Below are 11,606 nucleotides of genomic sequence, written 5' to 3'. Positions count from 1 at the left end.
TTTCGTGGATTTTCCACAGCAAAATCAATACGTTACCCTATTCGTTTATCTGAATTTTCGGTCAAACGGGCATCTAGAGTGTGTCCTCCAACCCACCGCGACCGAATCCACGCGCCGATTTTCGCTTCGTCAACCGGTAGATGCTCGTAAGCAGCGGCGGATCGAAACTTCCTGAGCCGCTACAATGAAGCCTCTGTAACGACGCGCTGAGCAGCTGGAGCCTGAGCATGGAATGCAAAGTTAGCTGGATGGGACAAGACGGCATGGCCTTCGCCGCCGAAACGGGAAGCGGCCATCTCGTCAATATGGATGGCGCACCGGAAGGCGGCGGCCGCAATCTCGCGCCGCGCCCGATGGAAATGGTGCTGCTCGGCACGGGCGGCTGCACGGCCTACGACGTCGTGATGATCCTGAAAAAGAGCCGTCAGGAAATCCAGGGCTGCTCGGTCACGCTGAAAGCGGATCGCGCGAGCGAGGACCCGAAGGTTTTCACCAAGATCCACTTTCATTTCACGGTGACCGGCAAGAATCTGAATCCGGCGACGGTCGAGCGCGCGATCAACCTGTCGCACGACAAGTATTGCTCGGCGTCGATCATGCTGGCGAAGTCGGCGGAGCTGACACATTCGTTCGAGATCGTCGAAGCGTAAGACGCGGCGCCAAGCCCAAACAAAAAGAGCCGACGTCGCGAGACGCCGGCTCTTTTCTTTTGAATGACGACAAAGCGGGCCGATAAGCCGGATTCTGTGCACGCGCTTAGCCGAAGCCGAGCGCACGTGGCAATCATTCCTCTAGACGCGCCATTGCTGACGCGCTCAAGCTTCCTACCCGCAGACGGACGGGGGCCCCGTCCTGCATCGCGAGGATGCGCGCCTGCCTATTTGGAATTGCTCCGGGTGGAGGTTACCGTGCCGGAGCGTCTCGCGACGTCCGCGGTGCGCTCTTACCGCACCGTTTCACCCTTACCTGATCTTCGGACTCGCGCCCGAAGCCATCGGCGGTTTGCTTTCTGTTGCCCTGTTCCGCGTGTTGCCACGGATGGCCGTTAGCCATCACCCTGCCCTGTGGAGTCCGGACTTTCCTCGCCCTCTTCGGCCGAAACCGTCGAGGCCGCGATTGCCTAGCCTGCTTTGCGGCATCGATTCTAGCATCAGCGGCTGCGGCGGCCCGGCCGGAAGACGGTCGTATCGTCGTAAAAGTCGGGCGCTGCGTTCGCGTGCCACCAGCCCGGCACTCCCAGCACCGGCAGCGGCGCAAACGCGCGGCTATCGAGCGGTTCGGTGTTCAGCCGTTGCGCCACCCGTTCGTCGATCAGCGCGCGACGGGCGGCATCGTCGAGTGAGAAATAGTCGGCGGGGACGTCGACGATCCATGCGTGACCCGTGCACGCCTTGTACGGCGCGACGAGCTTTTCCAGCAACGCGTGTCCGAAGATGCGCGCTTCGCAACGCGCGCCCCACGCCGCGCGCTCGACGACGAACAGCATGCGCCAGTCGAAGCTGCGCAACGCATCGGCGAGCGATGCATCCGCGCAGGCGAAGAGCACCGCGTTTTCATCGAAGAGCGTGAGGGCGTCGCGCACGCCGCCGCGCGTCGGACCGATGCCGAGCGCATCGATCTGTTGCGCCTGGCGGGCGTTGAGCGCTGCCTTGATGCGCGGATACGCGAACCACATCGAGCCGTTGAAGAAATCGTGGAGATTGTGGCGCGTCGGCACGCGGCCAGTCCGCGCGATGTGGCCTTCGTAGGACGCGCCCGCCGGCAGCTCTTCCTGCGCGATGAACGCGAGCCGCTCGCCACGACCCGTAACGAGCGCGGCGTGGAGCGCGTCTTCGTTCAACGCCGCGAGATAGTCCGCGTAACCGTTGAGCGCGGCCGCCTGCCAGCGCCTGCCGCGCGTTTCGATCGGCGCGAGCCAGGGCCGCGCCCAGTCGATATCGGCGAAACCCGCGCTCACGTGCGACTGGCTTAATGCGCGTCCGCGAAGCGCCAGCCGATCGACTCGCCGCCGCGCAGCGGCACGATCGTCGCGTCGCCGGCGGTGAATTCGGCGGGCAGCGTCCACGATGCGCGTTCCAGCGTCACCCGTTCCGCGCTGCGCGGCAGACCATAGAAGTCCGCGCCGTGGAAGCTCGCGAAGCCTTCGAGCTTGTCGATCGCGCCGGCCTTGTCGAAGGCTTCGGCGTAGAGCTCGAGCGCGTGCAGCGCCGTGTAGCAACCCGCGCAGCCGCACGCATGCTCCTTCAGGCCCTTCGGATGCGGCGCGCTGTCCGTGCCGAGGAAATAGCGCGGATTGCCGGACGTCGCCGCTTCGACGAGCGCCACGCGATGCGTCTCGCGCTTGAGCACCGGCAGGCAGTAGTAATGCGGCCGCATGCCGCCGACCAGCATGATGTTGCGGTTATAGAGCAGATGATGCGCGGTGATCGTTGCGCCGATCGGCCCTTGCGCTTCGCGCACGTAATCCGCCGCGTCCTTCGTCGTAATGTGCTCGAACACGACCTTGAGCGCCGGAAAATCGCGGCGCAACGGCGTCATCACGCGGTCGATGAACACTTTTTCGCGATCGAACACGTCGATGTCGCCATCGGTCACTTCGCCGTGCACCAAGAGCGGCATGCCGGTTTCCTGCATCGCTTCGAGCGTTTTCGCGCACTTGCCGAGGTCGGTCACGCCCGCATCGGAATTGGTCGTCGCGCCTGCCGGATACAGCTTCACGCCGTGCACGAAGCCGCTCGCCTTCGCGCGGCGGATTTCGTCGGGCGGCGTGTTGTCGGTGAGATAGAGCGTCATCAGCGGCTCGAAGCGCGCGGCCGCGCCGTCTTTCGGCAGCGCCGCCAGAATGCGCTCGCGGTACGCCGCGGCCAGCTCCGTCGTCGTCACGGGCGGCTTCAGGTTCGGCATGATGATCGCGCGGCCGAACTGGCGCGCGGTGTGCGGCAGGACGGCCGCGAGCGTCGCGCCGTCGCGCACGTGCAGATGCCAGTCGTCGGGGCGCGCGATCGTGAGCGAATTGAGCGAGGAAGAGGTAGCGGACATGGCGTGATGACGGGGAACGTTGGAATGGCGCAGGTCCACGCGAAGCCAGGGAAAAATCGCCGTGGAAATTCCACAACGCGCACGGTTATGAGCGGTTGCGCGATTTTTTCGGCCCGACCTCGGTGATATGCTTGTCGGACGTATTGTAACAACAGGCCATAAGCCGCCCGCCCCAGCATCATGTGCCAACTTCTCGGAATGAATTGCGCCGAACCGACCGACGTGACGTTCTCGTTCACCGGCTTTGCGGCGCGCGGTGGCGTCACGGATCATCATGCGGACGGCTGGGGCATCGCGTTCTTCGAGGACAAGGCCTGCCGGCTTTTCATCGATCATCAGTCGTCGGCCAGCTCGCCGCTCGCGGACATGGTGAAGCGCTATCCGATCAAGTCAAAGAACACGATCGCGCATATCCGCAAGGCGACGCAGGGGCATATCCTGCTCGAGAACTGTCATCCGTTCATGCGCGAACTGTGGGGCCGCCACTGGATCTTCGCGCACAATGGCGATCTGAAAGGCTACGCACCCGAACTCTCCGGCGTCTATCAGCCGGTCGGCACCACCGACAGCGAACTCGCGTTCTGCGCGCTGCTGCAAGGCCTGCGCCGCGCGTTTCCCTGCTCGCAGCCGCCGCTCGACGAACTCTTCGAGGCGCTCGCAGAACTCACCCGCGACATCACGCAGTACGGCGTCTTCAATTTCCTGATGTCGAACGGGCAGGCGCTGTTCTCGCACTGCTCGACGCATTTGTACTATCTGGTGCGTAGCTGGCCGTTCTCGACGGCACATCTGATCGATGCGGACATGTCGATCGATTTCGCCAAGTACACGACGCCGGAAGATCGCGTCGCCGTGATCGCCACGTCGCCGCTCACCGACAACGAAACCTGGACGCGCTTCGCACCCGGCGATCTCGCGATGTTCCAGAAAGGCGATCTCTCGCGCACGGTGAATATCCCGGTGCCGGAGGAAATCGCGAAGAAGGCGGCCGAGCCGCTTGCCAAGGCGTGCGTCGGATCGGCACTGAAGATCGGTGAGATTCAGACGACGGCGGCGGTGGAATCGGAACTCGGGATCGAATAAAAAACGGCGCTTCGTTTCGGAAGCGCCGTTTTTTTTCGCGACGAGGTCAGTGCAGAATCTTCGCCAGAAAGTCCTTCGCGCGATCCGATTTCGGATTCGCGAAGAACGCTTCCTTCTGATCATCCTCCACGATCAGCCCGCGATCCATGAAGATCACGCGGTTCGCCACCTTCTTCGCGAAGCCCATTTCGTGCGTCACGCACATCATGGTCATGCCTTCCTGCGCGAGCTCGACCATCACGTCGAGCACTTCGTTGATCATCTCGGGGTCGAGCGCGGAGGTCGGCTCATCGAAGAGCATCGCGATCGGGTCCATCGACAGCGCGCGCGCGATCGCCACGCGCTGCTGCTGACCGCCCGAAAGCTGACCCGGAAACTTGTCCGCATGCGCGCGCAGGCCGACGCGATCGAGCAGCTTCATGCCCTTTTGCGCCGCTTCCTCGTTCGAGCGGCCGAGCACCTTCACCTGCGCGAGCGTCAGGTTCTGCGTGATCGTCAGATGCGGAAACAGCTCGAAGTGCTGGAACACCATGCCGACCTTCGAGCGCAGCTTCGACAGATTGGTCTTCTTGTCGGTGAGCGATTGCCCGTTGATCGTGATCTCGCCCTTCTGGAACGGCTCCAGGCCGTTCACGGTCTTGATGAGCGTCGACTTGCCCGAGCCCGACGGGCCGCACACCACGACGACCTCGCCCTTCTTCACTTCGGTCGTGCAGTCCGTCAGCACCTGGAACTGCCCGTACCACTTGGAAACATTCTTGATAGAGATCATCTTGCGACCTTTTTCTGAAGACTTTTGACGAGCGCCGACGCCACCACGCAGATCACGAAATAACACGCTCCGGCGAACAGGACCATTTCGACGGTCGTACCGTCGCGGTCCCCGATGTTCGTCGCCGTGCGGAAGAAGTCCGCGAGACTGATGACGTAGACGAGCGACGTATCCTGAAACAGGACGATGGCCTGCGTGAGCAGAAGCGGCACCATCGCACGGAACGCCTGCGGCAGCACGACGAGCTTCATCGCCTGGCCATAGGTCATGCCGAGCGCGAACGCCGCGTTCACCTGCCCGCGCGGCACCGCCTGAATGCCGGCGCGAATGATTTCCGAATAGTACGCGGCCTCGAACAGCGAGAACGCGACCATCGCCGAAGCGAGACGGATGTCGATGTCCGCCGACAGCCCGAGCACGTTCTGCAGCAACTGCGGCACGATCAGGAAGAACCACAGCAGCACCATCACGAGCGGGATCGAGCGGAACAGCGTGACGTACGCGCTCGCGAACCATTGCAGCGGTTTGACGCCCGAGAGACGGAACAGCGCGAGCACGGTGCCCCACACGATGCCGACCACGATGGCGAGCACCGTGATCTGCAACGTGATCCTGGCGCCCGTCATCAGCGTGGGCCACTGCGCAAGGATGTCACTCCAGTTGAACTGATGCATTACTTGCCTCCGATGTAGCCAGGCAGCCGGGTTTTCGCTTCGACCCAGCGCATCAGCTGCATCACGACCAGATTGATGAGCATGTAGGCGATCGTCACCGCGATGAACGATTCGTACGTCTGCGCCGTATAGTCGACGAGCTGACGCGCCTGCGCGGACAAGTCCAGCAGACCGATGGTCGACGCCACCGCCGAGTTCTTGAACACGTTGAGGAATTCCGACGTGAGCGGCGGCACGATGATGCGGTACGCGACCGGCATCAGCACGTATCGATACGTCTGCCATTGCGTGAAGCCCATCGCGAGGCCCGCGTTGCGCTGTCCGGGCGGCAGCGCGTTGATGCCCGAGCGCACCTGTTCGCACACGCGCGCGCCGGTGAACAGCCCGAGACAGATGATCGACGACGAGAAGAACTGCGCCGAGGGCGGCAGTTGCTTGAACCAGTTGCCGATGGAAGGCGGCAGCAATTCCGGTATCACGAGATACCAGATGAAGAACTGCACGATCAGCGGAATATTGCGGAAGATCGCGACGTAGACGGTGCCGATGCCCGCCAGCGTGCGATTCGGGACCGTGCGCAAGATGCCGAACAACGAGCCGACCACGAGCGCGATCACCCAGGCCGCGAGCGACACGGTGATCGTCACCCAGAAGCCGGAGATCAGCCAGCCGAGATAGGTGGTGGGCTCGCCGGTCGAAACCGGACTCAGCAGGACGCCCCAGTTCCAGTGATAAGACATGGACTCACTCCAAAAAGAAACGGAAGAAGCAAGCTCCTTCCGTTTCGTTCGTTCGAGACTCGAACCGGTTAGTCGATTGCCTTGTCATTCGGGCTCTTGTAGAGAGCCTTGATGTCGTCACTTTCCGGGAAGTTGAGGTTGAGGCCCTTCGGCGGGATCGGGCTTTCGAACCACTTCTTGTAGATCTTGTCGGCTTCGCCCGACGTTTCGACCTTGGCGATCGCGTCGTCGACGACCTTCTTGAACTCGGGGTCGTTCTTGCGGATCATGCAGCCGTACGCTTCATGCGATTGCGGCGCGCCGACGATCACGAAATCGTTCGGGTTGTTCGACTTGGCGCGCTCGCCGGCGAGCAGCGCATCGTCCATCATGAACGCGACGGCGCGGCCGGTCGACAGCGTCAGGAACGACTCGCCGTGGTCCTTCGCGCTGATGATGTTCATGCCCATGTTCTTGTCCTGATTCATCTTGCGAAGCAGGCGCTCGGACGTGGTGCCGGCAGTCGTCACGACGGTCTTGCCCTTCAGGTCGGCCCAGTCCTTCACGCCCGAATCCTTCTTGGTCATGAGGCGCGTGCCGATCACGAAGATCGTGTTCGAGAAGGAAACCTGCTGCTGGCGCTCGGCGTTGTTCGTGGTCGAGCCGCACTCGATATCCACCGTGCCGTTCTGCACGAGCGGAATGCGGTTCTGCGAGGTGATCGGCGTGAGCTTGACCTTCAGATCCTGCATGCCGAGCTTCTGCTTGACGGCCTCGACGACCTTCAGCGAGAACTCGTGCGAGTAGCCGACGACATTCTGCTTGTCGTCATAATAGGAAAACGGAATGGACGATTCGCGATGCCCCAGCGAGATCACACCCGTGTCCTTGATTTTCTTCAGCGTGCCGGCGTCCTGAGCGTAAGCGCCCGTGGCGAGAAACCCGAGCGCGGCGACGAGCAGCGCAGCCTTTTTAACCTTCATGTGTTCGATCTCCTGTGGCGAAAAACGGGGCAAGTTTAGCAGGGTAATTATTCTGAAAGAATGATTGTTAACCCACTCCGTCTTATTTGCGAGACGGTCCGGCGCAGCGCCGTAAGACCGCGCATCTTAATGTATTTTTCATGCAAATGCGGGCGGCATTTCCAGGGAAATGCCGCCCGCATTTTTTAAAGGGCGCGAACATGGCCCGCCTCCCGCGGACCACTTGCCCGAAGCTCGTTCCGACGAACGCGCCGTCGCATCGGATCAGGGATACAGACCGCGCATTTCGCGCGCCTGCAGGATCCGCGTACACGCAACGATGAACGCCGCCGTACGCACCGACACCTTGTGTTCGCTCGCGACTTGCCACACGCCGGCGAACGCTTCGCGCATCACGCGCTCGAGACGCTGATTGATCTCGTCCTCGGTCCAGAAGAAGCTGGAGAAGTCCTGCACCCATTCGAAGTACGACACGGTCACGCCGCCCGCGTTGGCGATCACGTCCGGAATGACGAGGATGCCCTTGTCGTTCAGGATGTCGTCGGCTGCCGTCGTGGTCGGGCCGTTCGCGCCTTCGACGACGATCTTCGTGCGAATCTTCGGCGCGTTCTTCTCGGTGATCTGGTTTTCGAGCGCGGCCGGAATCAGGATCTCGCTTTCGATCATCCAGAACTCTTCCGCCTGCACGGGGTCAGCGCCCGTGAAGCCGCCGACGCCGCCGTTCTTCGCGACGTGATCGAGCAACGCGACGGTGTCGATGCCTTTCGAATTGTGAATCGTGCCCGTGTGATCCTGCACGGCGATCACGCGCGCGCCCGCTTCCTGAAACAGCTTGGCCGCGATGCCGCCGACGTTGCCGAAGCCCTGCACCGCGATGCGCGCGCCTTCGATGTCCATACCGATACGCCGCGCCGCTTCCGTGCCCGCGACGAACACGCCGCGGCCGGTCGCTTCCTTGCGGCCGAGCGAACCGCCGAGCGAAATCGGCTTGCCGGTCACGACGCCGGTAGCCGTCTGCCCCTGGTTCATGGAGTAGGTGTCCATCATCCACGCCATGATCTGCTCGTTGGTATTGACGTCCGGCGCGGGAATATCCGTGTTCGGCCCGATGATGATGCCGATCTCGCTGGTATACCGGCGCGTCACGCGCTCGAGTTCGCCGCGCGACAGCGTGCGCGGATCGACGCGGATGCCGCCCTTCGCGCCGCCGTACGGCACGTTCACCGCCGCGTTCTTCACCGACATCCACGCGGACAGCGCCATCACTTCGGAGAGCGTCACATCCTGGTGGTAACGCACGCCGCCCTTGCCGGGACCGCGCGACGTGTTGTGCTGCACGCGATAGCCTTCGAAGTGCGCGACAGTGCCGTTATCGAGTTCGATCGGGCAGTCGACGATGAGAATGCGCTTGGGGCGCTTGAGGGTTTCGAGCCAGCGGGAGAGAGAACCGAGATACGGCGCGACGCGATCGACCTGCTGCAGATAGTTACCCCAAGGTCCGAGATCGTCGGCGTGGAGATACGACGGGATGGCGTGTTTTGCGTCCGGCGCTTGCACAGGTTGCTTCGAGGCAGACATTGAGGCTCCAGCGTTGAAGGAATGCGCCCATTGTCGAAAAACGCCGTTTCCAAATCCAATGCCGTTTCCTTATCCCGTCATGCAAATCCGGCATAACGTCGCGGAGCCTTACGCGGCGGGCCTCTCCGACTGCGCCTTCAGCAATTCCTCACCAACCGCATCCCAGAGCGCGCGCATCAATGCCTGACGCGGCTCTTCGCCTTGTGCCGCGAGCTTGTCGCGATACAGACGGATTTCCATCGTCAGCGTGAACTGGCCGGCGGGCGTGCCGCGTGTGCCGCGATCGAGGCGGATGAGCCGCCCTTCCTCCACCGCATCCTCGACCGCGCTGTGCGGCAGGAACGCGACGCCGTGGCCGGCGAGCGCCATCGCTTTCAGGCCTTCGGCCATGTCGGTTTCATAGACCTTGTCGAGATAGAGCCGCGCGGGCGCCGTCGCGATGATGACTTCCGTCATGCGCCCGAGATACGCGTTCGGCGTGTACGACAGATACGGCACCGGCGATTCGGCGCTCGCCGGCAGCGTGAAGCGCGCGCGCCCGCCCTTGGTGACGGCGGAGAACGGGCTGAGCGGTTCGGCGCCGAGCGTGAGCATGTCGTAGCGCGCGGGATCGAGCGCGACCGGATGACTCGGATGGTGATAGCCCATCACGAGATCGCAGCCGCCTTCGACGAGCGACAGCACCGCATCGTGCACGTTCAGCGCGCGCAGCCGCGTGCGGATGCGCCCGAGCCGCGCCTCGATGTGTTCGAGCCAGCGCGGAAAGTAGGTGAGCGAAAGCGTATGGGGCACCGCGAATTCGATGGTCGCCGACGGCACGCCGCCCTGCCCGCGCAGCAGCGTGCGCGCTTCGTGGAACTGCGAAAGCATCGCGAGCGCCTGCTCGTAGAAGACATTGCCGGCTTGCGTGAGCCGCGTCGGATACACCGAGCGGTCGATGAGCTCCGTGCCGAGCCACGCCTCGAGCGCCTGAATGCGTCGCGAGAAGGCAGGCTGCGTGATGTGCCGCAGTTCAGCGGAGCGACTGAAGCTGCGCGTCTCCGCGAGCGAGACGAAGTCTTCGAGCCATTTCAGTTCCATGCAATTCGTGCGCGAGCGGCGCTTGTTCGGCAAAAGCGCATTCTAGCGGGCGCGTGAACCGAGCGAAGGCGCGACGCACCATTCGCATGCGGTCGCGCACGGGCGCGGTGCCGTCGCCCGACGCGCGAATGCCGGCCCGCAACGCCGCGCGCATGGGCTTGAACGCCGCGCCCACGCTGGCTCCACGCGATGCATCGATTAAATATGCATTCCATTGGCATGATGCTTGCAGTTTTCCGGCCCGTCGCGTGCTCGTCCGGCAGCACGCGCGTATACGGAAAGCCCGCAATGTCCAACCTGTTCGCATCGCTCAAGAGCGGCAACTGGCGCTCGCTCCTCGCCTGCTTCCTTTATTTCGATACGGGCTTCACCGTCTGGGTGCTGTATGGGCCGCTCGCGCCGTTCATCGGCCGCGACGTGACGATGTCCGCCGCGCAGCAAGGCTTTCTCGTCGCGGTGCCGGTGCTGGCCGCGGCCATCCTGCGCGTGACGCTCGGCAATCTCTATCAGTCGACCGATGGACGGCGCGTCGCGCTGATGGGCGTCGTGCTGTCATCGATTCCGTCGATCGTGCTGCCGCTCATGCCCGGCGTGCCCTCGTATGCGTTGTTGCTCGTGCTGGGCGTGTTTCTCGGCATGGGCGGCGCGAGCTTCGCCGTCGCGCTGCCGATGGCAGGCAGCAACTATCCGCCGAAAGTGCAAGGGCTGGTGCTGGGTCTCGCCGCCGCTGGCAACATCGGCGCGGTGCTCGACGGCTTCCTGTTTCCCCATCTCGCCGATGCCTTCGGCTGGCAGATGTCGACCGCCGCCGCGCTGCCGCTGCTTGCGATCACGGCGGTCGCGCTGTTCGCATGGGCATCGGACGCCGGCGAGAAATCCGGCAGCACGATGCGCGCGCTGTCCAGCTTCGCGGTGACGCTGGTCAGCCTGATCGTGCTGGTGCTCGCGGTGAACGGCGGCGTGTTCGGCGGCGGCAGGGCGGGCGTGTTGCTCCTGCCGGTGATCGGCGCGCTGATCGCCATCGCGGTGTTGCCGCGCCACTATCGGTCGGTGCTCGCCGAGCGCGACACGTGGGTCATCATGCTGATCTACAGCATCACGTTCGGCGGGTTCGTCGGCATGTCGTCGTATGTGACGCTCCTGCTGACGTCGCTCTATCAGATGCCCAAGCTCGAAGCAGGGCTATTCATGTCGCTGCTCGCGTTTCTCGGCGCGATCGTGCGGCCGTTCGGCGGCTATGTCGCCGATCGCGTGACCGGCGTGCGTGCGTTGCTCGTATTGCTTGCGGCAATCGCCATCGGCGACTTCGCGTTCGCGATCTGGATGCCGCCGGTCACGGGCGGTCTCGCGATTCTCGTCTGCCTGTATGTCGCGTTCGGTCTCGGCAACGGCTCGACCTTCCAGCTCGTGCCGCATCGGTGGAAGGGCAGGACGGGTTTGCTGTCGGGGATCGTGGGCGCGGCGGGCGGCATCGGCGGGTTTTATCTGCCGGTGATCATGGGCATTGCGAAGGAAAGCACGGGCAGCTATCAGATGGGCTTCGCGACCTTCGGCGTGCTCGCGATCTGCGCGTTCGGCGCGTTGTTCCTGCTGCGCGGGCGGTGGCTGCGGTGGTCGTCGACGGCGGCGCAAGGGCGTGAGACTGTCGCCATCGGTGGCGCGCACGCGATGGAGTGAC

At 63.4% G+C, this 11,606-nt stretch carries 11 protein-coding genes and 1 other RNA gene; 3 read left to right on the top strand and 9 right to left on the bottom strand.

Translation table 11 applies throughout. The annotated features are described in order from the left end of the window. Window positions 1-227: 227 nt before the first annotated feature. Window positions 228-650: an OsmC family protein gene (locus NK8_RS01605; RefSeq protein ID WP_014190403.1), complete on the top strand. Its 423-nt coding sequence runs from the start codon at window positions 228-230 to the stop codon at window positions 648-650. 67 nt (window positions 651-717) lie between these two features. On the opposite strand, the gene rnpB is transcribed toward NK8_RS01605, so the two are convergent. From rnpB to pyrC, 3 genes are all read right to left on the bottom strand, one after another. After that, window positions 718-1,132: RNase P RNA component class A (gene rnpB, locus NK8_RS01600), an RNA gene on the bottom strand. A gap of 18 nt (window positions 1,133-1,150) precedes the next feature. Then, window positions 1,151-1,957, bottom strand: coding sequence for a DUF3025 domain-containing protein (locus NK8_RS01595; protein ID WP_213226966.1), 807 nt, complete (start codon window positions 1,955-1,957; stop codon window positions 1,151-1,153). Window positions 1,958-1,968: 11 nt separating this feature from the next. Continuing rightward, window positions 1,969-3,039: a dihydroorotase gene (gene pyrC, locus NK8_RS01590; RefSeq protein ID WP_213226964.1), complete on the bottom strand. Its 1,071-nt coding sequence runs from the start codon at window positions 3,037-3,039 to the stop codon at window positions 1,969-1,971. Between the two features lie 180 nt (window positions 3,040-3,219). Here pyrC and NK8_RS01585 point away from each other — a divergent pair, with 180 nt between their 5' ends. After that, the gene (locus tag NK8_RS01585) at window positions 3,220-4,122 is read left to right on the top strand and encodes a class II glutamine amidotransferase (protein WP_213226962.1); all 903 of its coding nucleotides are present in this window, start codon (window positions 3,220-3,222) and stop codon (window positions 4,120-4,122) included. Window positions 4,123-4,168: 46 nt separating this feature from the next. Here NK8_RS01585 and NK8_RS01580 read toward each other — a convergent pair whose 3' ends face one another. The 6 genes from NK8_RS01580 to NK8_RS01555 all read right to left on the bottom strand — a co-directional run bounded on the left by NK8_RS01580 (window position 4,169) and on the right by NK8_RS01555 (window position 9,928). Continuing rightward, window positions 4,169-4,894 (bottom strand): amino acid ABC transporter ATP-binding protein, encoded by a 726-nt coding sequence (locus NK8_RS01580; RefSeq protein WP_162064848.1) that lies wholly within the window; start codon window positions 4,892-4,894, stop codon window positions 4,169-4,171. Then, window positions 4,891-5,568 carry a glutamate/aspartate ABC transporter permease GltK gene (gene gltK, locus NK8_RS01575; protein ID WP_162064847.1) on the bottom strand — a complete coding sequence of 226 codons (678 nt, stop codon included), beginning with the start codon at window positions 5,566-5,568 and terminating at the stop codon, window positions 4,891-4,893. Before gltK ends, NK8_RS01580 begins: the two co-directional genes overlap by 4 nt. Next, window positions 5,568-6,308 carry an amino acid ABC transporter permease gene (locus NK8_RS01570; protein ID WP_213226959.1) on the bottom strand — a complete coding sequence of 247 codons (741 nt, stop codon included), beginning with the start codon at window positions 6,306-6,308 and terminating at the stop codon, window positions 5,568-5,570. The genes gltK and NK8_RS01570 overlap by 1 nt, the downstream gene beginning before the upstream one ends. 68 nt (window positions 6,309-6,376) lie before the next feature. Further along, entirely contained in the window at window positions 6,377-7,270 is an 894-nt protein-coding gene (locus NK8_RS01565; protein WP_061172772.1) for a glutamate/aspartate ABC transporter substrate-binding protein, read from the bottom strand. 264 nt (window positions 7,271-7,534) lie between these two features. Continuing rightward, window positions 7,535-8,848, bottom strand: a complete 1,314-nt coding sequence (locus NK8_RS01560) for a Glu/Leu/Phe/Val dehydrogenase (protein ID WP_162064845.1) — start codon at window positions 8,846-8,848, stop codon at window positions 7,535-7,537. 108 nt (window positions 8,849-8,956) lie between these two features. Then, complete coding sequence (locus NK8_RS01555; RefSeq protein ID WP_061172770.1) at window positions 8,957-9,928, bottom strand: LysR family transcriptional regulator; 972 nt, start codon at window positions 9,926-9,928, stop codon at window positions 8,957-8,959. Between the two features lie 288 nt (window positions 9,929-10,216). Here NK8_RS01555 and NK8_RS01550 point away from each other — a divergent pair, with 288 nt between their 5' ends. Then, window positions 10,217-11,605 carry an MFS transporter gene (locus tag NK8_RS01550; protein ID WP_213226957.1) on the top strand — a complete coding sequence of 463 codons (1,389 nt, stop codon included), beginning with the start codon at window positions 10,217-10,219 and terminating at the stop codon, window positions 11,603-11,605. Window position 11,606: the final 1 nt, after the last annotated feature.

This window comes from Caballeronia sp. NK8 (assembly GCF_018408855.1).
Lineage (GTDB): Bacteria > Pseudomonadota > Gammaproteobacteria > Burkholderiales > Burkholderiaceae > Caballeronia.
The sequence above is the reverse complement of the archived record's forward strand: the minus strand, read 5'-3'. Positions and strand labels throughout refer to the sequence as shown.